The sequence below is a fragment of the Halobacillus litoralis genome (assembly GCF_009856415.1).
Classification (GTDB): Bacteria; Bacillota; Bacilli; order Bacillales; family Halobacillaceae; genus Halobacillus; species Halobacillus litoralis_C.
The window spans coordinates 938,024-957,999 of the sequence record NZ_WMEZ01000001.1; the positions used below are offsets into that span (position 1 = coordinate 938,024).

The following is a 19,976-nucleotide window of genomic DNA, read 5'->3' on the forward strand; positions in this document are numbered from 1 at the left end:
TCACTGGATAGTATTTACAATCTCTAAAAAAACAGCCGCTCCTCTATCGGAACGGCTGTTTTTCTTATGTTTCCTTCTTCGGTTCTAAGTCTTGCAGATAGTTTAACGCATCTTGAAACGTGTCCACAGGAACGACTTTCATGTCTGTATCGATTTTTTCTGCCGTTTCTTTGGCTATTTGATAGTTGGATCCATCTCTTCCCTCTTCATTCGGAGCAAAGAAAACTTCAGCACCGTGATCGGAAGCGGCCACCACTTTTTTATCAATGCCCCCGATTCGACCTACCTGTCCTTCATAATTGATTTCTCCGGTCCCTGCAATTTCATAACCTTTTGTGATATCCGGTTCTGTTAATTGATCATAAATTTCAAGCGAAAACATCAGTCCGGCACTCGGTCCTCCGATTTCACCACTTTTCACATTCACTTTCGGATTCACATCCACCGTTCGGTCGGTCACAAGTGAAATACCGACACCGACTTTGTCTGGGTTATCAGGGAAAGGAGCAAGTTCAAGTTCCCGTTCGATTGTTTCCTCACCTCTTACAATGGTGAGCATCACAGACTCCCCTTCACCCTTGTTGCTCACATAATCGATCAGGTCATTTGTCTCTTGAATGTCCTGTCCATCGACCTTCACAATCTGATCGCCCGTCTCTAAAATCTCTTCGGCAGGCATGCCTTCGATTACGTTCATGACATAAACGCCTTCGTAGTTGATGTCAATTTCTTTACCTGCTGCTTGATAGGCGACGACTTTGGAGGCTTCTTGAGAAGATTCCATCATTTGTAGCTGGGCATGGAAATACTCTTCCTCCGATACCCCTTCCGGACGAATGTCTTCTAACGGATAGATTTGATGGAATGGACGTACCTGAGCAAGGACCCATTGGATGGGTGTCGCTTGTCCACCACGTACGGTTACAAGGTGCATGTCCCCTTCACTGTCGAAACCGCCTTCGACTTCGACAATGTCATTCAGCGCATCCGCTGTTCCCGGCTTATAAATATAATAAGGGAGGCGGAAGGCCCCCAAAAATGCTACGATAAGTATGGTTATAATTCCGGTGATAATCAGTCTACGATTTGCTCTCATTCGTCATTTGACTCCTTCCACGCAGCGAGCTTTTTCTTTATATCTTCTATGCGATCTTCCGCTGCTTTCTCCCCCGCCTCTACAATTTCCTGGATCTTCGTAAAAGCCCGGGAGCTGAACTTGGATACATCCGGCTTGATCATCACATCGGCATCAGAGGATACGCCAATGGCCGTAACCAATTCATCCTGCATAATATCGATGCTCTGTGTGATGACATCATAGATGGAATTAATGTTTGGATCGGAATCAAAATGAGCACAATCCACAGCAATAATGAATGCTGCCCCCATATCTTTCACCACAGAGACAGGCACACGATCAATGACTCCTCCATCAATATAAAGACGGTCGTCGATTTTTTCAGGAACGAAGATACCGGGAATCGCAATGCTTGCTCGAACCGCTTCACTTGCAGGACCTGTGGTGAAGATTTTTTTCTCACCGGCATACAAGTCCGTTGCGATAATGGACATCGGCGTTTGAAAATCTTCGATGTTCTTTCCGAACGTGAAGAGGCGGATGTATTCCTTAATTCTTTTCCCTTGCACAAATCCCATTTTAGGGACGGTGAAATCCAAATAATACTTTCGTTTAAACGTAAAGGCGAGTTTATACATATCTTCAATTCTTTGTCCGGCAGCAAAAAAAGAGCCGACGAGCGCCCCCATGCTGCTTCCTGCAATGAAATCAACGGGAATATCATGTTCACGAAGGACCTTCAGAACACCCAAGTGTGCAAAACCACGCGCCCCTCCAGAACCTAAAGCCAATCCGATCTTTGGTCTCGCCACTCGTCATTCCTCCTTCATCCATGTGGTTTATTTTATGGAATAAACCATTCCCTTATGAGCGTACACATGGAATATAGACAAACTGTGAGCACGCGTCGAAATCTATACCCATTCTACTATTCCTATGATGAGAAGTACAGAAAACAGCCATGTCTAAGGAGGCGTTCTCGATTTCCAAATTGAAAACCATCGCATTGACGCTGCTCGCTTCGGCGCTTGCGGTTTCCTTGATTTTATATCCACGTGATGCCCTGTCCGCTAGTCTCAGAGGACTTGATCTTTGGTGGGAAATCGTCTTCCCTTCCCTGCTACCCTTTTTTATAACCGCAGAATTTTTAATCGGCTTCGGTGTTGTACACGGGCTGGGTGCCCTTAGTGAACGTTTCATGAGACCGTTGTTCAATGTGCCCGGCTGTGGCGGGTTCGTTTGGGTAATGGGAATGGCAAGCGGCTATCCATCAGGAGCGAAATGGACCGCGGACCTGCGCAAGAAAGGACAAGTGACACGTGCCGAAGCTGAGAGGCTTGTAGCTTTCACAAACGCTTCCAGTCCGCTTTTCATTTTCGGGGCGATCGCTGTAGGATTTTTTCACGATGCAAGCCTTGGCATTCTCATTGCCATTGCCCATTACGGTGGGAATTTTCTAGTGGGCATTGGCATGCGCTTTTATAAGAGGAATGATCAGGAACGAAGCATGGACCGAGCTTCTGCTTCTTGGAGAGATGCGTTCAGTAAGATGCACCAATCCCGGCTGGAGGATGGGCGGACGTTGGGGAAATTGATGGGGGATGCAGTCACACGATCTGTGGACACGCTTCTTATGGTCGGTGGTTTTATCATGCTTTTCTCCGTCCTCACGGAATTGTTAAAGCAAACGGGAGCCATCCATATTTTTTCGCACCTGCTCTTTTATACAGGACTGCCGGAAACTTTCCATGTGCCTTTTACAGCGGGGATGTTGGAGTTGACGACAGGAATCGGTGCGATCACAGAAACCCATGAACCTTTGCTCGCGCAGCTTTTAATCGTCAGTTTTATTCTCGGTTTTCATGGATTTTCGATCCAGGCCCAAATTGCAAGCATCCTCGCTGAAACGGACATTCGTTTCAAACCGTATGCACTAGCTAGGATCGCTCATGGCATTGTCGCCGCAGCTCTGATTTATGTGTTGTACTTTGTTTACCGTCCCTTTCAACAGCAAAGCATGCCGACCTGGAATCCGAATGAAAACTTCACGACTCCTATTCTTGAATTTTTTAATCATTATGGACCGCCGATTACATTGCTTATGATTATGCTCATGATCGCGGTGAAATGGAACAGTGAGCGGAAAGCAAAAAAACGATCCCTACGCGTATAATCCGTAGAGATCGTTTTTTTTGTTATCGTCATTAAAATTTTTCTGAAAGAGCTTTTTCTACAGGCGGAGGGACAAGGTCACTGATGTTCGCTCGGTATTTCGCCACCTCTTTGACGATGCTTGAACTCAAGAAAGAGTATTGATTGTTTGTCATCACGAAAAACGTTTCAATATCTTCGTTCAGCTTCCGGTTCATGGATGTGATCTGCATTTCATATTCAAAATCACTCACGGCCCTCAACCCTCGAATAATGGCATGCGCCCCTTTTTCCTCAGCATAATCCATTAAAAGACCACTGCAGGCGTCCACCGAAACATTGTCGATATCTTTGGTTACTTCTTCCAACAATTTTGTACGTTCATTAACATCGAATAGAGGGGCCTTACTCTGGTTGTTAAAGACAGCCACGATGACGTGGTCAAAGACCTTGGCCCCTCTTCGAATAATATCCAAATGTCCATATGTAACGGGATCGAAACTTCCCGGGCAAATCGCAATACGTGTCATACCCTTCTCTCCTTACTCAAAAATCGATACACCAATATTACTTCCGTAATGATCGGTTTTCATACGTTTCAGACGCCCTACTTCTTCAGGTATTTCTTCTGAAGCATCGTGCTCACAAACGATGGTCGCCTCTTCTCCGACCAAATCAAATTCTAAAAGCGCTTCCATTAAGTCCTGATAAGAAAACTTCTTATAGGGTGGATCCAGGAAAATATAATCGAACGTCAATCCTCGTTTACCAGCCGCCTTAATCGCGCGCATGGCATCGGTTTTAAATACTTCTGTACGCTCATTGATATCGAGCGTTTTTATATTTTCATAAATGGTTTGGATCGCTTTTTGCTGTTGATCGACGAACACACAAGATTCCACGCCGCGGCTCAAAGCTTCGATCCCGAGACCACCGCTCCCAGCAAACAAATCCAAAGCTTTTCCACCTTCGAAAAAAGGTCCAATACCATGAAAGACCGCTTCTTTCACCTTATCTGTCGTCGGTCTGGTTTTATGTGTAGGGACAGATTTCAACGGACGTCCCTTAAATTCACCAGCAATCACTCGCATCCTGTACACCTCACTTGTCATCATTCCCCATAATCCTACCACAAAACAGACGTCGCAGGGAAGTTCTAAAGCGGAAGTGCCTTGGGCAGCCCCGACAAGCTTAAGAACAAATGTGCAGTGAAGCGTTTTTCTTCACGGAACATTTGGGCTTAAGACCTCGAGGGGCTAGGCACTGGAGCTGGATGGGACAGGGTGTGGAAGTGCCCGAAGTGCCCTGATCAAAATGAAGTTCAGCTAAGTACGCGACGTCCTGTCGCAACGCTGAACGACCCCACTTCCTGTGGGGTCAAGCATAAGCAAAGCTGCGGAGTGGGTGTCTTTTCCCACAGAGCAGAATTGCTTATGTCTCGAGTGTCTGGGCACTGGAACCGAATTAATAGGGTGTGGAGAGTTGTCGGACGACCAAGCAAACGTAGAATTTTGCACATTTTTTTATTTCAAGTGAATAAGCTGGTTCAGCAACGTACATACTAGCACTTGAAGCGGATGATACTGCTTCTGAAAACGGAGAAGGCTTACATCCCCATAAGCTCTTCCTCCGGTTTCTCCTCTCCCTTTACTTTTTTGTTTCATCTCTGATGATTCAGAAAAGCGGGGTCGCCCGTCATGGGCGACCCTATTTTTTTTGCTCGAAATCAGATCCAGTCGTAAGATTTATATCAACTAACTCCTGAAGATCATGCCAATTTATAAACGGAGAATCTTCTACCATGACCAATACTTTCTGCCCCATCCCAAAGCTTTCATTATTGACAATAAACGTCGGTTGATCGACATAAAAGCGATACTCCTTCCCTGGAACCTCTAAAAGATAGACCTTGCTTTTCTCAATTTCCGTAAGTTTATAATTGAGGACACGGCTGAGATCAGGTAATGCAAGATACGGTGACCCATGATAGTGAACGATACGATCTGATACAAGCTGACCATGATTAAACACATGCCGACTTTCAACGAAGTAAAGATTATCTTCTGTAGGGGCCTCGTAGTTTCGGAAAAAGGATGTTTCTGCTCCAAAAACGGTGGACAATGCTTCATCAAGGTACACCCCTAAATCTTTTATGTTTTCAGCTTGTAACAGACGTTCTTTCCACATCATGAGCTCATCTTTTGTTAGCGAGGCTGCTACTTCACTCGCCATCAATGAATTATTTCTTGTGAAAATATTTTTGACAACCTTTAACTCCCATGGGTTTGCTTCTGCAGTAACTTTTCTCAAATGGTCTACAACATACTCCGCTTGCAGTTCCTCTATGTCTCTTCCTTCAACCTTCATATGGTTGGAGGAAACTTTTGTAACTGACTGATCTAGCTGAATCAGAACAGGACCCATCCCCTCCAGGAAGTTTTGTATCTCCTGTTTGACTGAAGCCGCAAGCTCCGTTCCGGCTTCATATGTAACGATACTATTTCCTACGTGCCATAAGGAGGCTTCACCTTTCCTTGCCATAGGTAGCGGTTCATTTATTGATGGAAACTTATAATAATGGAGATTTTCCATTTGGATATCGCTTTGTTTTTTAGAAGGAACGAGCCATGGGTCTTTCACCTCATCAAAGTCTTGAATCGTGAGTGAAAAGGTTGAATGCATCACTCGATCGTCTTTCTTCAATTTAATCATCCAATCATTGATGACCTCATTCTCAGGCATAGGCATTGTATAATCCACAAAAACTTCCCCTTCCATTTCTAAAATCATTTCAGGGTTTTTTTGATTGGTTATGCGACACGGTGACTCTTTTTGTGAACATACGATTTCGGTTGCTTTTTCCGGAATCTCCAACGTGTAGATTCCTGCTTTTACTTGTTCATATGTATAGGCAAAATGCAACTGATTTTCTTTGACAGTCATGGAAATTTCCAAATCTTGTAACTTGCTGACTTTTTCGCTACCCGCTTCTGCTCGGTCCCATTGATAAAGGAGCATGAGGGTGGACACACTGAAAAGTAAAATGAGCGGTATCCATATGCGCTTCATCCTGCTCCCCTCCTTTTCCAATTTACATGCACAAAGTTTCGTGCTACCTTTAATTTGATTGTTTAATAGACTGCTCTTTTATATCTCAATGTTTATTCTAGATAAGCTCACAATTGTGGAAGACTCAGTTTCGAGATGTTTGTTGGAGTGTAGGCGCTCCGGGAAAAGGTTCGCTTTCCATGGGGCGGGCGGTGAGCCTCCTCGGACTTCGTCCTGCAGGGTCTCACTTGTCCCACACGTCCCATAGGAGTCTCACCGTTTCCCTCAGCCCCTTGACCGAATAAGTGACTCGAAACTACTCCCAGAATAAGCAGCTTTCGAGCGTAACAGAAGTTTGTGGCCACTCTAAAAATAGCAGTACTTGTATTCTAAAGCTTGCTATAGAGCACTTTTCACCTAGAGCGCAGTTGTTTTGGAAGATGCTCTTAATGTATATGTGGGTTCGTTTCTCCCCCACATCGAATGGGGTGGTTGGGAAGGTGCGAGACTCCCGTGGGAGAAGGAGATAGGCTAGATCCCGCAGGACGCAGTCCGAGGAAGCTCGGCGCTCCCCCACAGGAAAGCGAGTAGCTTCCCAACCAACCCGTGCGCCCAGTATGGCAACGAACCCTGAACACATCTTGAAACTGAGTTTTCAAGAATCCTGCCTTATACTTGAATAACTAATAATCAATGAGTATCAGAGCTGATTAGAAAGGATGTACATATCTATGATACAAAAATTCATCGAACTTGGCGAAGGGTATGCCGATATTTATGAACTGGTTGACCTCGGAACACGGATGCCTGAACGCATTCAGCATGCGATCGCTTTCTACAGTGAAAAAAACGGCGAGCCGGTCGCTTCTCTGTCTTTAGTGATGAAACCTGCGCATAACGATAAATTCCAGCCGATCTATATTTGCAGGGAAGGTATCCCCAACCCGCACGAAAAGCCAAATCAACGCTTTGAGATGTATAAAGAAATGGTGGAGCAGGCAGGAAAAGAAGTCGCGGAATTCACCATCAAACCTTCCAACCTTTTTCCTGAAACCGAGCTTTTTTACCAGCATTTAATTGGCATTCTTCGGATGAATAAATTTATCGCCCCATTAAGCTGAGGTCTTAATCATGAACCCGACAGCGTCCAAAAAAAAGCGCCCGCTTCTTAAGCGGACGCTTTTTTGGTACATTCAGATGCCCATCTTGTAATCATACTGTTTGGCTTTATCAGGCTTTGCTCCTTCGTATTCTGTGCGAACATCCGGTTTATAGGAAGGCACAACACGGGAAACGAATGGTAAGCGTTCGAGCTTTTCCATTTTGTACTCGACATCTTCCTGGTTCACATACAATAAGGCATACTTCATTTTTTTAGATGCGTGAATCAGATGGCCATGTTTCTTGATCTGTCTGATGTTTTTCATATGTTGAAAATATACGATTAGTCCTTGTCGTTTCGTTCGGATCATTGTTTGACTCTACTCCCCATCGAACATAATAGATTAACGTCAGTTTACCAAATATCCCCGCTTACGGCAATGAGGAGGTTGGTGTTCATGCTCACAGACCATGAACGGGCATCGCTTGTTTTTGAAGAGCTTTTACAGAAATCGGACAAACTCGCTCATGTGTTATTAAAAAAAATCGCTGGAATTCCTTTTGTCTATTTGCGCCCGGAAGAAGGAACAACAAAGAAAGATGTGGAAGAAACGTTAAAATGGTGTGCATCAAAAGCGATGAAAGGAAAACGCCTGACCCTTGCGATGAGCTACGTACGCAAGAATCAGGCGCTCTATGTTTATCGTGTCCGCTTTTTAGTTCCCCAGCGCAAAATGTTTTGCTGTGGGAACTTATGCGACGACTGTATTCGTTTTACGGATCCTTAAGAAGCACAACCACAGCTGCCGCCGCTTCCGCATCCACCACTGCATCCAGTATCGGTAAGCGCCATGCCGTTTTTCGGCACTTTGATTTGCTCGCTTACACTAAAGGCTACACTTTCGCTGATCTCATCCAGAAGCTTTTGGATATTGCGTTCAGCTTTTTTGAAGTGGGCTACCGTCTCATGCATATCCATCTCTCTTTTTACGGAGCGGACTTTTTTCATGATGGTATTGTAATCGGGATGATATCGGCCGAAACGCTGCACGTCCTCATAGTGTTCTTTCATATCTGCAAAGTTTTTTATGAGTCTTTGCGCCTCTTTATCATTCTCAAGAGCGTTCTTAGCCTCCTGGTATTCTTGCATGGTCTCTGAATGCATGACCATCTGCCCAATCGATTCCGAGTGGTCCAGCAGATCGACAATTTCCATTGTAGCTAGCATAGTACATGTCCACCTCCATCTTCTATCTTATCAAATAGGAAAGCAGATGGAAATGAAAGATCTATTTTAAAGATCTTTTCCATCTGCCCTGATTTTAGTAATAAGGGTATTCCATTTCCTTCTGATTTTTTCCAGATTCTTTCTTGACGTTTGTGATCAGCTGTTGAAATTGACCGATCGCTCCGTTCAGTTCATCGATTTGTCTTGAAACCTCTTCCCAATTGATATCTTCCATCAAGCCACCCAGCTGTTTGATCCAGTCCATCTTCGCTGCAGGGCTTTCCTTTTTTTCAGATGGCAGGGAATCCCAAAAAGGGTCATCTTCGCCGAGGATCATATATTTCTCATAATAACTTTGAATCAATTTATGATTTTTCCTCAACTGTCCCTTCACTTTCGGGTGTTTGTTGACAAAGGCTTTGAACTGCTGAACGCTCGGGTGCAATTCATTTGTACTCATACCTTCTACACCTCACTGTAAGAACTACAGTATAGCCTATGCAGAAAAAAAACGGGCGTTCATGGGACAGTTAAGAAATTCTGTGTATAATACCGCCCGTGAACGCCGACACCGAGGTGTGTGTATTGAGGGTCAAGGAGGGCTTTTCTGTGACCTGGACTATTCAACCAACCATGGACCGCGGCAGTCGCGTCTACATATTGGGAGGCAATGTTTTCCCCAGCTCTCACATATAAAATCTCCCCCAGGCGCTCTTTCAAACCGTCTCCATTCTGGGAATAATGAGAAAAATAATTGTTTTGCTTCATATCCCGGCTATGGGCATAGGCCACAAAAGAGGCTTCTTCGTGCTCCAACAGAGGTCCGGCATCATGGAGAGCACGGACGCCGTTCGTCATAGATAAGATTTGAGCTTCCATTCCATCTTCAATTTTGCCCCATGCCTTCTCGTCCAAAATCTCTTGAAGAGGTAGATTACCGCGATAAACGACTTTGTAGGGTTGATGCTTGAGAAGAATATCATTCCTTAACATCCGAATCGCAAAAATTTCATTGGTTACGTTGTCAAAGTATAATTGCGCCGTCCAGCGATCACCTAGTGAGATCACAGGTCTCTCTGCGACATCCTTTTCGGTCAGCTTCAGGGTGTACGCCCCTTCACTATCCAACCGGTAGGAAGATTCAAAGGGATAAGACTCGGCTACCTCTTCGTAAGAATCATGAACACGAACGGGCCCCTGGTCTTTTTTGAACAATACCCCTGTCACCACTTCTCTGTCCTGTATGCCAAACTGCATCTCGATTTCCTCTTCAGATCCATAAACCCACCAGTCGTATCCATATTCACTAGGGTCTTTTCTCAGCGGTTCCCCCATTTCCTCCAATAATGCTTTGGAGGATAACCCACGAAAAGAGAAGAAGTCCGCTTTATTTTCAGCTTGGGGTTGGCCTACGGTTTCTATGGTCGGTGCTGAAAACTCTTCGACTATTTGTTCTTCTATAGGAGGATTCAACAAGAGGAACAAACCAGCGAAAAAAAGAATAACCAAACATAAGATCACGGATTTTTTCATCATATCGGACTCCTCATCAAAGACCATTTTATTTTATGTATAAGCGAATCGGTTGGAGGCTATGATTAGAAAGAGCTGATTGAATCCCATAAAACGAAAAGAGCCTGCTCCCATAGAAGCAGGCCCATGTAATTAGTGAAGCTCAGGACGCTCCGAGATATCCTGCAATGCAACACCTGCTGCATGGTCGGACATTTCTTCTGTCGATAAGTCACCAAGAGAAAGGATGCCGGACAGTTTCCCGTTTTCAACAACAGGTAGACGACGTACCTGGTGCTCGGCCATGATTCTGCTCGCCTCTTCAAGGGAACAATCTGGTGTACAACTGTACATGCGATCACTCATTACTTGTTGAATCGGTGTAGAATCAGTTTTTTTCGCTGCATACCCACGAATGACTAGGTCACGGTCTGTCACCATACCCATGAGGTTGCCTTGATCGTCACAGACAGGAATAGCTCCGACATTCTTTTCTTTCATCATAGAAGCTGCGTCACTCAACTGGTCATTCGTATGACAGATGGAGACATCGCTTGTCATGATATCTTTTACACTTTTCATGAAAGATCCTCCTCATTAATCATGATCAATGCTTATTGTCCCCTTTTTACCGAATTTATTACATGCATCCGGTTTCCTTTTATAGTATAATGAGAACGTAATCACAGATATTAAACATAGGGCAGGACGTTTGTCATGCCAAAATTGCAAGCATTACCTTTTCATACTAAAATGAGGTAAGATACATAACAATTGCGAGGTGGAACAAATGAAATTAGAAGGTACTGGGATTGAAGGTCTCGTCGTTGACTACAAGCCACTGACAGAAATTATGGAAAGAAATGGATTTATCCTCGGAGGATCCTGGGATTATGAGCGTGTCACATACGATTATAAAATACCCGCTCCAGAAAAAAATATCACCTATTATATTCGCATCCAGGGTTTTGCCCTTGAAGGGGATGTAGATAAAGGAGATGCTGTGGTTCGTTTAATGAAACCGCTTCTAGGCCGACACTATTACCCACACGGTGTAGAATATGGCCACCAGGAAGGGTTTACAGACAGCATCATTTCGAAAGCGAAATCATTGGTTTCGAAAGTTGTGGAACCAGCGAAGAGGTACCACAGCCAAGTTCCGGAACATGTCGTACTGGACAAGCTGAAAAAATGGGCGGAAGAGAACGAAAACCAGGAAGTCCTGAAGAAAGTGGAAGAATTGTCTTCAGATTCCGATCGCCGTATATAATCATTCATCCATATTAGCAGGATGAACAACAGTCGCACATCATTGTATGGTGAGCGACTTTTTTAAAAGGAAGTAAAGAGTGAACTCAAGATTGGTCTATGGGGGAAAGGAGACTTATACATAAATTGTTCCGTTATCTATCAAAAAAACAGTGGATTTTAATTCTAATATCCGCTCTACTCATCATTGCAGGGTATTTCATTTTACCTGTCTCTATTCCATTAATATTAGCTTTCGTTACGGCCCTATTCTTAAATCCAGCGGTAAGGTTCATCCAGTTTAAGTTCCGTATCAACCGAAAAATGTCCGTGACGATAGTTTTCTTATTGTTCCTTGTGTTTCTTGGACTTTTGGGAACATTTGCTGTGACCCGTGCCGTCACCCAAATCGTACAACTGGCAGACAACGCCCCACAGTACATCAATCAAATCAATAATGTGCTGCTGGATTGGGAAGATCACATGGCCAGTTTTTCACAATCGATGCCGAAAGAATTTGTCGATAAAGTGACAGCAGAAATGATGAATGCCATCGATCGGACGACGACAGCCATTTCTGAAAAGCTTCAGCTGTCCAACATAGCCGCAGCTGCTGCTAAAATACCGGAACTGCTCGTCAGTTTTCTCGTTTATTTAATCGCCTTGTTCTTGTTCATGCTTGAACTACCACGATTGCGAGATAAAATGCACGATCAGTTCACTGAAGCCACTTCTGAAAAAGTGAAATTCATGAACGCGCGTCTTTCCTATGTCGTGTTCGGATTTTTAAAAGCACAGTTTCTCGTCAGTATTATCATTTTCGTCGTATCATTGATCGGTTTATTATGGATCGCACCAGATGTCGCTATAATCATGTCGCTGATTATTTGGGCGATTGATTTCATCCCCATTATCGGTTCCATCGTCATCCTCGGCCCATGGTCTGTGTATATGCTTATTGTAGGGGACATTACGATTGGGACAAAGCTTGGTTTGCTGGCGATCGTCCTGCTTGCCATTCGGAGAACTGTCGAACCGAAAGTTATGGGACGACACATCGGGTTGTCCCCACTTGCCACGTTGATCGCCATGTACTTAGGTTTACAACTGATCGGACTCCTCGGTTTCATTCTTGGGCCGTTGGTTGTCATTGCTTTCAACTCTGCAAAAGAAGCGGGCATCATTCGATGGAACTACAAACTATAAGAAAGAAAAAACCTGAAGCAACGCTTCAGGTTTTTATAATTCTTTATTCATCGTATTTTCTTTTTGATAGATTTTTTTCTCCTTCTTAAATACAAGGATATCCATGCTTCTCCCTGTATGGTTAAATCCGTTATTAATCAGCACTTTTTGTGAAGGGATATTATCTTTATCACACTGGGCTTCAATCCCCTCGACTTCCGCATGCGTAAAGGCCCATTCACATAGCGTTTGAACAGCTTCTGAAGCATAACCGTAATTCCTTTCGGAAGCAACTACATGATAGCCGATCTCGACATTGCCTTCACTGTCAGGTTTGCCTTTGAATCCGATATCCCCAAGCACATGCTCACCTGCCGAATCAATCATGACCCATGGACCAAATCCCAATTCATCAGAATCGTTCTCCAAACGTTCCGCATACATGGGCATAAGTGCTTTTAAGCCATCATGAGGCCAGTTTTTATTCCAAGGTAGTTGGAACTTGTAATAAAATGCGAGCGAATTCTTCATCAATGTTTGTGCAAGGTCTAAGGTAATCGGGAATAGCTGTAATCTCTCTGTCTTCAATTCCATTGTGGGTCATCCCTTTCCTGTTTTTATGTATATGGAAATTTATGCATCCATACACTGTTTCCCTTTACCAACACAAGATAAACCAAAAACAACGAATCGTAGATCAACGATTCGTTGTTTTTCTTTACGTCCCTAATATAGCTTTGATCATACTGGTCGTCGTACCACCATCATAGATAATGTATAACAGCATATAGACGGCAACACCCGTTACAGCTGTACAAAACCAGATGATACTCGTCACCGGACCAATTTTCCTATGTTTCTTAATTTTACGTTTAAAAGCGAATGTCAACGTCACTAGCCCGAACACGGCCCCGACCGTTGCAAGTAAAATATGAAAGATCAAGAAGATCGTATAGAAGATCTTCACATCATCCGGTCCTCCAAAGCTGGTGTTCCCGACAAAGATCGTACGACTTAAATAAATAATGAAAAAAGTCAGAGCACTGATGGCAGCTGCAATCATCACTTTCCGATGCGAGCTTCTTTTATTTTTTACAATCAGTACCCAACCGATCGCGACGAGTACAGCACTTAAGACAATGAAGAATGTACTCAATGTCGGCAATAACGGCATACTTCCACCTCTTCCCCTCTAGCAACTCTCTAAGATTCCGTTTGTACTTGACTTGGCAGTGGATCAATTGTATCTCTTTCCCTGTTGAACCAACTAAAGAAAATATAAGCAATGATCGCACCGAAAATCACTTCCTGAGCAATCTTCATGATGATTCCACCTAATTGCTGATCTTCAACCAAAGGCATCGGCGTAAAATAATTAGGACCATTCAAATTCGATGCAAGACCGTTCAGAACATCCGCAGGTACGCATAAACTCATCGCCTGCATCCATGCTCCTGCTTCTGAGTAGGTTTCATAAAGCGGCGCTCCAGCAAATATGATCAAACCACACGCAGGCGTAATCAGAACACCGTTCGCGAAAATGAAGCCGATTTTCAAAATCGGGCTTAACCTGTCCAAACGTTCCAGTGGAGGAAAAACAGAAATCCACATACAAAAAGCGATGAACAATATGATTGATGTAATCACGGTATGTGCCAGTTCACTGGATTTTGCGTAATCGAAAACGACGGGCATGTGATACATGGAAAACAGTCCATTGAATAACAGCAAGGAAATCAATGGTCGTGTTAGTAGATTCAACACTGACTTTATGCCTCTTGCAGCAAAAACTTTTTCCCATATCCATAGAGGAATTCCTTTGATGACCAGGATCGGAAACAGCAAATAATAAATCGCCATTTGCGTCATATGGGCGGTGAACATGATGTGACCGAGTAAGTCTACAGGAGATCCTTTCACGATGTATAAAAGCAGCATCCCGCTATAAAACATCATTTGCTGAAAAGTACTCGGACGGACTGTTCCTTTTTTACGTCCAGGTCCTGTTATGTAAAAATATAAGGCTGATAATAACAGAACGAATACAAAAAAATATGGGCTCCATAAGGCACGGAAGCCAAATATTTGAAGTTCTAACCACATTGGTGTCTCACCCCAGATTGTTTTACTTGTTCTTCTCCATTTTACCTAATTATCGCCGAAAAAACGAGCATACATAAGGAATTCATCTATTGTTCATAATTTGGTCATATCTCTCATGGAAAATAAAGAAAAAAAGACCGGAGCACCGGTCTTTTTCTTTGTCTCTTATTCACTTACCACCAGATAATTGATGTGAACGTGATGATGGTCAAAGCAGCAACAGCCGCGCCACCATACATCATGACAGCAACCATATCATGGCCTTTATTCTTCATGTGCATGAAGTAATAAAGTTGAAAGGCTACCTGAACGACAGCAAGGATAATCAATGTCGGAATGATGAAGTAAGAATTCACTTCAAAAATAACCATTCCAAAAGCAATGATCGTGAACAAAATCATCAGTCCGAAGGTAAGGACCTGTTGTTTCATTTCTTCACGATGCTGTTTCTTCTCATACTCCTGGTGATGAATGGGTTTGGAATGTGATTGATCGGCCATGGATTAACCCACCTTTCCCATAAGATACACAACTGTAAAGATGAATACCCATACAACGTCGATGAAGTGCCAATAAAGGCTTGCGATATAAAACTTCGGCGCGTTGTAAAGGTTCAAACCGCGCTTCTGGTTACGGATCATAAGCGCTACAATCCAGCTTAATCCGAAAAGAACGTGTCCCCCGTGGAAACCGACAAGCGTGTAGAAAGCTGATCCAAATGCGGAGGAACGGAACGTAAATCCGTATTCATGGATGTAGTGATAAAACTCATAAACCTCCATGCCCAGGAAACAGAGTCCTAATAAAACAGTTACTCCCAACCACATCTGCATTTTTCTGAAGTCATGGTTTTTCATGTGGTACATCGCATAAACACTTGTCAATGAGCTTGTCAGAAGAAGCATCGTCATAATGAAAACGAGCTCCAAACCGAACAGATGCTCAGGTGTGTTCTCCCCTTGCGTGGAACCATTTAACGCAAGGTACGTACCGAATAGACTTGCGAACAATACGGTCTCTCCACCAAGGAAAAACCAGAAACCAAGAAATTTATTTCTACCTTCAAGGGTGGCTTTTTCCGGGTCATGCGGCATTCGTTTTGGATTGAGTACGTCTTCAGAACTCATTATTTGCCAACCCCCTTCTTAATATCTTCTTCCAGCTCTTCTTTATGAATATGGTGACCCAAATCATCCTTCACTGAACGTGTCAGCATAGATCCGAGTGTAAGTCCCATACCAGCAAAGACAGCAATCAGCCACATTGGATCATCGACTTGGTAAATGAATCCGAAGCCTGCGATGAATGTACCGAGTGAGATAGTAAATGGCAGAATGGAAGCATTCGGCATGTGAATGTCACCCAGTGGTTCTGCAGGTGTCATTCCTTCTTTTCCATCCATTTTCTCTACCCATAGTGGGTCAAGCCCACGTACAAGTGGTGTTTGCACAAAGTTGTAGTGTGGCGGTGGAGATGGAATCGACCACTCCAGTGTACGACCATGCTCCCAAGGGTCTGCATCCGCTTTCTTCTCTTTGACGGATGTGTAAACAACGTTGATTAAGAAAATAATCGTACCAATCGCCATAAAGAAGGCACCGATTGTACTGATCAAGTTACCTGTTGCAAGTCCCTGTCCTTCAAGGAAAACCCAGTAACGACGTGGCATTCCCATAAGACCTAGGAAGTGCTGAATAAAGAAAGTCAAGTGGAAACCGATAAAGAACGGCCAGAAAGCCAATTTACCTAGTTTCTCATTCAGAACTTTACCGAACATCTTCGGCCACCAGTAGTGTAGAGAAGCGAATAAACCAAACGCTACCCCACCAACGATAACGTAGTGGAAGTGTCCGACAACGAAATACGTATCATGATACTGGAAGTCAGCTGCTGCTGCGGCTAGCATAACCCCTGTCATTCCACCAATTGTAAAGGATGGAATGAACGCGATGGACCATAGCATCGCAGCTGTCATTCGAATTTGTCCGCCCCACATTGTAAACAGCCAGTTGAAGATCTTGATTCCTGTAGGTACGGCGATCGCCATTGTAGCAACAGCGAAAATGGAGTTAGCAATTGGTCCCATACCGACCGTGAACATGTGGTGGGCCCATACCATGAAACCTAAGAAACCGATCAATACAGTTGCGAATACCATCGCGGAATAACCGAAAAGACGTTTCTTAGAAAATGTTGAAAAGATATCACTGAAAGCTCCGAACAACGGAAGAATCAATATGTACACTTCCGGGTGACCGAAGATCCAGAATAAATGTTCCCAAATGATGGCATTACCACCGAGACCTACATCAAAGAAGGCAGATCCGAACATACGGTCGAACATCATAAGGAATAGTCCTACTGTCAAAGCAGGGAAAGCGAATAGAATCAACGTACTTGTGACGAATACAGACCACGTGAACAATGGCATACGCATATACGTCATACCAGGTGCTCTCATGTTTACAATCGTTACAAGGAAGTTAATTCCACCAATTAACGTTCCGGCACCGGATATTTGCAGACCCATGACATAATAGTCTACCCCGTGTCCGGGTGAAGTCGTCGATAATGGTGCATAGTTGGTCCAGCCGGCATCCGGCGCACCACCTGTGAACCAGGATACGTTCAGTAAAAGTCCTCCAAACAAGAACAACCAGAAACCTAAGGAGTTCAAGAATGGAAAGGCAACGTCCCTTGCCCCGATCTGTAAGGGGACAACGGCGTTCATAATGGCAAAGATGAGCGGCATGGCCGCTAAGAAAATCATCGTTGTACCGTGCATCGTGATCATTTCATTGTAAAGTCCAGCAGAGATGAAATCATTGTCTGGTTTCATCAGCTGGATACGAATTATCATGGCTTCGAGCCCACCGATTAGGAAAAACAGCCCCCCAGAGACCAAATAAAGATGCGCGATCTTCTTGTGGTCTACTGTTGTCAGGTAATCCCAAATCACAGCGCCGAGCCCACGTTTTTGTGCTACTGCAGTACTCACGCTTTAACCTCCCTTTTCAACCTCTTTCTGATAAATGCTTACTCTTCGACGCTTTGCATCTCAAGATCGTTTCCGACGTCCGAGTGATCCAACTCTAGAAGATAATCAGCAATTTTCGCTGCATCTTCTTCCGAAACAAGCTCTGCAGGCATTTGGTTCCCTGGCTTGACTTCATCCGGATGGACAATCCAATCTACAAGATTATCTTTGGATGGCTGCAGGATTCCTGCAATTTTCTCCCGGTTTGCAAAGTTGCCTAAGTTCGGCCCTACACCAGCTGACGCGCCACCAATAGCGTGACAACTCATGCAGTTGTTGTTGAACAATTCTTGACCTTCCTGAGCAGTTGTTGTTTCTGGTGTTGCTTCAGGATCGATGTTCTGCATGTCTTCGACCCATTGATCAAACTCATCAGGGCTGACAGCGATTACTTTGAAGTACATCAAGGAGTGAGAAGGTCCGCAAAGTTCAGCACAAAAGCCTTCGTAAACCCCTTCTTCATAAGCTTCTAAGTACATTGTGTTCATGTTTTCACCAGGAATCGTATCCATCTTACCCGCAATCGCCGGTACCCAGAAGGAGTGAATCACGTCACTGGCTTTCATGTTTAAGTATACCCTTTCATTTGTAGGGATGTAGATTTCTTGACTTGTAGAGATCTCTTGATCTGCATAGTCAAATTGCCACCAATATTGGTTACCTGTAACATCGACCGTTAAAACGCCTTCATCTCCTTGCGTCGATTGATCAGCGAGGTCGAAAGTCGCTTGCACAGTAGGGATTGCCAGCACAAGTAGTAAAATAATTGGAATGACTGTCCAAATCACTTCCAAAGCCTTGTTCCCTTCTGTTTGTTTCGGAACGATGTGTTCCTGCCCTTTCTTCTCACGATAACGGAGAAGAACGAAAGCATAAATGGCCATAACGATTACGAAAACGAAAATCATTATCGCAATACTGATCAACATAAGATCAAATAATAATTCCGAGCCATACCCTTTTGGTTTTAGTGCACTGATGTTATCAACACCACATCCGGTAAGGAACATGGTCAGAGCACCAAATAAGAATAATGAACGGAATTTTCCCATCCAACCTCTCATGCGTCATACCTCTCTTTCTCTTGTAATGCATTTTTTATTTAGAAACTGACCTCCTCATACAAGGAGGTCAGTTCTTTAAAATGGGAATGGCAATGTGACGATGACCATCATAAAGAACATGATCGTCAGGTAGTTCAAGGAAAAAATGAACATCCATGTCGCCCACTTGTAGTCGTCTTTCATAAAAAAGCCTGCGATCCCTAGAGCCAACCAGCCGATTGAGAGCACATAAGCCGTAATTAGAAAGACTGTACCAAGAGAAGCCAAATAAATCGGTAATGGGAGCAAACAAGCAACATAAACGACGATTTGACGTTTTGTCATCTCGAACCCGTGAACAACGGGGAGCATCGGGATTCCAGCTGCTTTGTATTCATCCTTCTTCTTCATGGCTAAAGCCAGGAAGTGAGGGGTTTGCCAAATGAACATAATGAGAAACAGAATCAAAGCTTCCAATTGCAATCCTGGATCAACAGCAGCCCATCCGATTAAAGGAGGGACAGCTCCTGAGAAGCTTCCAACGACTGTATTGATCGTGTACCTTCTCTTCGACCACATCGTATAAAGGACGACGTAGACGAACCAACCAAATGCGCCCCACAAGGCTGCTTGCCATGTCGTGAGGAGCAATGTGACAAATCCGAGAATGGATACGCTGATCCCCAATGTTTTTATAAATGATAAAGACATCGTTCCTGTCACCGTCGGACGGTTGTTCGTCCGTGACATAATCGGGTCAATGTCTCTGTCATACCAATTGTTAAGAATACAACCGCCGGCAATTACGAAAGCGGTTCCGAGCATCGTCAGCAGGAAAGTGACCCACTGATCAAAAAATAGTGTACCAGTATAATGGAGAGCCAGCCAAAATCCTGCAAATGTAGTAATCAAATTAGAGTTAATGATACCGACTTTGATCAAGCTCTTTATATCAGCTAACAAAGAATGGTCATTGGTTTTTGTTTGGATCATTTCTGTAGAAGCAGATTCGACTGTTCTTGGATTGTCCATCGTATTATCTTCCTCCTTCTACCACCCTCTAAACGAACCAGGTGAATCATTATTCAACGACTGATTCAACGAGGGCTATTTCCATTCTTGCATCAAAAAGGATGACAAGAAACATCAAAATAATTGTATCATGTAATTGTTGTTCTATCTATTTAAACTCAACAATTTTATTTATTTGTGACAACTTTGTGAAACGCCACTCACTCTTAG

At 43.8% G+C, this 19,976-nt stretch carries 23 protein-coding genes; 5 read left to right on the top strand and 18 right to left on the bottom strand.

Translation table 11 applies throughout. From position 1 onward, the window contains the following. Positions 1-64: 64 nt before the first annotated feature. Positions 65-1,096, bottom strand: a complete 1,032-nt coding sequence (locus GLV98_RS04930; protein ID WP_160912615.1) for a SepM family pheromone-processing serine protease — start codon at positions 1,094-1,096, stop codon at positions 65-67. Continuing rightward, positions 1,093-1,890 (bottom strand): patatin-like phospholipase family protein, encoded by a 798-nt coding sequence (locus GLV98_RS04935; RefSeq protein ID WP_160912617.1) that lies wholly within the window; start codon positions 1,888-1,890, stop codon positions 1,093-1,095. Before GLV98_RS04935 ends, GLV98_RS04930 begins: the two co-directional genes overlap by 4 nt. A gap of 149 nt (positions 1,891-2,039) precedes the next feature. Between GLV98_RS04935 and ylbJ the strand changes: the two genes are divergently transcribed. Then, positions 2,040-3,251, top strand: coding sequence for a sporulation integral membrane protein YlbJ (gene ylbJ / locus GLV98_RS04940; protein ID WP_237417028.1), 1,212 nt, complete (start codon positions 2,040-2,042; stop codon positions 3,249-3,251). A 31-nt stretch (positions 3,252-3,282) separates the two neighbouring features. Here ylbJ and coaD read toward each other — a convergent pair whose 3' ends face one another. The 3 genes from coaD to GLV98_RS04955 form a co-directional block, all read right to left on the bottom strand. Next, the gene (gene coaD / locus GLV98_RS04945) at positions 3,283-3,759 is read right to left on the bottom strand and encodes a pantetheine-phosphate adenylyltransferase (protein ID WP_160912619.1); all 477 of its coding nucleotides are present in this window, start codon (positions 3,757-3,759) and stop codon (positions 3,283-3,285) included. 12 nt (positions 3,760-3,771) lie between these two features. After that, positions 3,772-4,320, bottom strand: a complete 549-nt coding sequence (rsmD, locus tag GLV98_RS04950; RefSeq protein ID WP_237417053.1) for a 16S rRNA (guanine(966)-N(2))-methyltransferase RsmD — start codon at positions 4,318-4,320, stop codon at positions 3,772-3,774. Between the two features lie 616 nt (positions 4,321-4,936). Beyond that, a complete protein-coding gene (locus tag GLV98_RS04955) occupies positions 4,937-6,298 on the bottom strand; it encodes a hypothetical protein (RefSeq protein WP_160912621.1) in 1,362 nt (453 codons plus the stop codon). Between the two features lie 710 nt (positions 6,299-7,008). On the opposite strand from GLV98_RS04955, the gene GLV98_RS04960 reads away from it, so the two are divergent. Then, entirely contained in the window at positions 7,009-7,398 is a 390-nt protein-coding gene (locus GLV98_RS04960; RefSeq protein WP_160912623.1) for a DUF7147 family protein, read from the top strand. A gap of 72 nt (positions 7,399-7,470) precedes the next feature. Here GLV98_RS04960 and GLV98_RS04965 read toward each other — a convergent pair whose 3' ends face one another. Next, positions 7,471-7,749, bottom strand: coding sequence for a YlbG family protein (locus GLV98_RS04965; RefSeq protein WP_202409890.1), 279 nt, complete (start codon positions 7,747-7,749; stop codon positions 7,471-7,473). 87 nt (positions 7,750-7,836) lie between these two features. Between GLV98_RS04965 and GLV98_RS04970 the strand changes: the two genes are divergently transcribed. Then, positions 7,837-8,166 (top strand): hypothetical protein, encoded by a 330-nt coding sequence (locus tag GLV98_RS04970; protein WP_160912625.1) that lies wholly within the window; start codon positions 7,837-7,839, stop codon positions 8,164-8,166. On the opposite strand, the gene GLV98_RS04975 is transcribed toward GLV98_RS04970, so the two are convergent. The 4 genes from GLV98_RS04975 to GLV98_RS04990 form a co-directional block, all read right to left on the bottom strand. Beyond that, positions 8,163-8,606, bottom strand: coding sequence for a YlbF family regulator (locus tag GLV98_RS04975; protein ID WP_160912627.1), 444 nt, complete (start codon positions 8,604-8,606; stop codon positions 8,163-8,165). The genes GLV98_RS04970 and GLV98_RS04975 overlap by 4 nt on opposite strands. 94 nt (positions 8,607-8,700) lie before the next feature. Next, positions 8,701-9,066 (bottom strand): spore coat protein YlbD, encoded by a 366-nt coding sequence (gene ylbD, locus GLV98_RS04980; protein ID WP_160912629.1) that lies wholly within the window; start codon positions 9,064-9,066, stop codon positions 8,701-8,703. A 59-nt stretch (positions 9,067-9,125) separates the two neighbouring features. Further along, positions 9,126-10,139 (bottom strand): CAP domain-containing protein, encoded by a 1,014-nt coding sequence (locus GLV98_RS04985; RefSeq protein ID WP_160912631.1) that lies wholly within the window; start codon positions 10,137-10,139, stop codon positions 9,126-9,128. Positions 10,140-10,271: 132 nt separating this feature from the next. Continuing rightward, the gene (locus tag GLV98_RS04990) at positions 10,272-10,700 is read right to left on the bottom strand and encodes a CBS domain-containing protein (RefSeq protein ID WP_160912634.1); all 429 of its coding nucleotides are present in this window, start codon (positions 10,698-10,700) and stop codon (positions 10,272-10,274) included. Positions 10,701-10,908: 208 nt separating this feature from the next. On the opposite strand from GLV98_RS04990, the gene GLV98_RS04995 reads away from it, so the two are divergent. Then, positions 10,909-11,388, top strand: a complete 480-nt coding sequence (locus GLV98_RS04995; protein ID WP_160912636.1) for a YugN family protein — start codon at positions 10,909-10,911, stop codon at positions 11,386-11,388. Between the two features lie 125 nt (positions 11,389-11,513). After that, positions 11,514-12,572: a sporulation integral membrane protein YtvI gene (gene ytvI / locus GLV98_RS05000; protein ID WP_160912638.1), complete on the top strand. Its 1,059-nt coding sequence runs from the start codon at positions 11,514-11,516 to the stop codon at positions 12,570-12,572. A 33-nt stretch (positions 12,573-12,605) separates the two neighbouring features. Here the strand turns inward: ytvI and GLV98_RS05005 are convergent, their stop codons facing one another. The 8 genes from GLV98_RS05005 to cyoE form a co-directional block, all read right to left on the bottom strand. Continuing rightward, positions 12,606-13,145, bottom strand: coding sequence for a GNAT family N-acetyltransferase (locus GLV98_RS05005; RefSeq protein ID WP_160912640.1), 540 nt, complete (start codon positions 13,143-13,145; stop codon positions 12,606-12,608). Between the two features lie 124 nt (positions 13,146-13,269). Continuing rightward, on the bottom strand, positions 13,270-13,725 hold the full coding sequence (locus GLV98_RS05010; RefSeq protein WP_115824836.1) for a DUF420 domain-containing protein: 456 nt from the start codon (positions 13,723-13,725) through the stop codon (positions 13,270-13,272). Positions 13,726-13,754: 29 nt separating this feature from the next. Further along, on the bottom strand, positions 13,755-14,654 hold the full coding sequence (ctaG, locus tag GLV98_RS05015; RefSeq protein WP_160912642.1) for a cytochrome c oxidase assembly factor CtaG: 900 nt from the start codon (positions 14,652-14,654) through the stop codon (positions 13,755-13,757). A 173-nt stretch (positions 14,655-14,827) separates the two neighbouring features. Then, the gene (gene ctaF, locus GLV98_RS05020; protein ID WP_089652779.1) at positions 14,828-15,154 is read right to left on the bottom strand and encodes a cytochrome c oxidase subunit IVB; all 327 of its coding nucleotides are present in this window, start codon (positions 15,152-15,154) and stop codon (positions 14,828-14,830) included. A 3-nt stretch (positions 15,155-15,157) separates the two neighbouring features. After that, on the bottom strand, positions 15,158-15,781 hold the full coding sequence (locus GLV98_RS05025) for a cytochrome (ubi)quinol oxidase subunit III (RefSeq protein WP_089652778.1): 624 nt from the start codon (positions 15,779-15,781) through the stop codon (positions 15,158-15,160). Beyond that, on the bottom strand, positions 15,781-17,652 hold the full coding sequence (gene ctaD, locus GLV98_RS05030; protein WP_160912644.1) for a cytochrome c oxidase subunit I: 1,872 nt from the start codon (positions 17,650-17,652) through the stop codon (positions 15,781-15,783). The genes GLV98_RS05025 and ctaD overlap by 1 nt, the downstream gene beginning before the upstream one ends. A 38-nt stretch (positions 17,653-17,690) precedes the next feature. Then, a complete protein-coding gene (gene coxB / locus GLV98_RS05035; RefSeq protein WP_160912647.1) occupies positions 17,691-18,755 on the bottom strand; it encodes a cytochrome c oxidase subunit II in 1,065 nt (354 codons plus the stop codon). A 75-nt stretch (positions 18,756-18,830) separates the two neighbouring features. Continuing rightward, positions 18,831-19,766: a heme o synthase gene (gene cyoE, locus GLV98_RS05040; RefSeq protein ID WP_089652775.1), complete on the bottom strand. Its 936-nt coding sequence runs from the start codon at positions 19,764-19,766 to the stop codon at positions 18,831-18,833. Positions 19,767-19,976 lie beyond the last annotated feature (210 nt).

Coding starts and splice junctions, on each gene's coding strand:
- GLV98_RS04930 (WP_160912615.1), bottom strand. CDS start 1,096: ATGAGAGCAAATCGTAGACTGATTATCACCGGAATTATAACCATACTT.
- ylbJ (WP_237417028.1), top strand. CDS start 2,040: ATGTCTAAGGAGGCGTTCTCGATTTCCAAATTGAAAACCATCGCATTG.
- coaD (WP_160912619.1), bottom strand. CDS start 3,759: ATGACACGTATTGCGATTTGCCCGGGAAGTTTCGATCCCGTTACATAT.
- rsmD (WP_237417053.1), bottom strand. CDS start 4,320: ATGCGAGTGATTGCTGGTGAATTTAAGGGACGTCCGTTGAAATCTGTC.
- GLV98_RS04955 (WP_160912621.1), bottom strand. CDS start 6,298: ATGAAGCGCATATGGATACCGCTCATTTTACTTTTCAGTGTGTCCACC.
- GLV98_RS04960 (WP_160912623.1), top strand. CDS start 7,009: ATGATACAAAAATTCATCGAACTTGGCGAAGGGTATGCCGATATTTAT.
- GLV98_RS04965 (WP_202409890.1), bottom strand. CDS start 7,749: ATGATCCGAACGAAACGACAAGGACTAATCGTATATTTTCAACATATG.
- GLV98_RS04970 (WP_160912625.1), top strand. CDS start 7,837: ATGCTCACAGACCATGAACGGGCATCGCTTGTTTTTGAAGAGCTTTTA.
- GLV98_RS04975 (WP_160912627.1), bottom strand. CDS start 8,606: ATGCTAGCTACAATGGAAATTGTCGATCTGCTGGACCACTCGGAATCG.
- ylbD (WP_160912629.1), bottom strand. CDS start 9,066: ATGAGTACAAATGAATTGCACCCGAGCGTTCAGCAGTTCAAAGCCTTT.
- GLV98_RS04985 (WP_160912631.1), bottom strand. CDS start 10,139: ATGAAAAAATCCGTGATCTTATGTTTGGTTATTCTTTTTTTCGCTGGT.
- GLV98_RS04990 (WP_160912634.1), bottom strand. CDS start 10,700: ATGAAAAGTGTAAAAGATATCATGACAAGCGATGTCTCCATCTGTCAT.
- GLV98_RS04995 (WP_160912636.1), top strand. CDS start 10,909: ATGAAATTAGAAGGTACTGGGATTGAAGGTCTCGTCGTTGACTACAAG.
- GLV98_RS05005 (WP_160912640.1), bottom strand. CDS start 13,145: ATGGAATTGAAGACAGAGAGATTACAGCTATTCCCGATTACCTTAGAC.
- GLV98_RS05010 (WP_115824836.1), bottom strand. CDS start 13,725: ATGCCGTTATTGCCGACATTGAGTACATTCTTCATTGTCTTAAGTGCT.
- ctaG (WP_160912642.1), bottom strand. CDS start 14,654: ATGTGGTTAGAACTTCAAATATTTGGCTTCCGTGCCTTATGGAGCCCA.
- ctaF (WP_089652779.1), bottom strand. CDS start 15,154: ATGGCCGATCAATCACATTCCAAACCCATTCATCACCAGGAGTATGAG.
- GLV98_RS05025 (WP_089652778.1), bottom strand. CDS start 15,781: ATGAGTTCTGAAGACGTACTCAATCCAAAACGAATGCCGCATGACCCG.
- coxB (WP_160912647.1), bottom strand. CDS start 18,755: ATGAGAGGTTGGATGGGAAAATTCCGTTCATTATTCTTATTTGGTGCT.
- cyoE (WP_089652775.1), bottom strand. CDS start 19,766: ATGGACAATCCAAGAACAGTCGAATCTGCTTCTACAGAAATGATCCAA.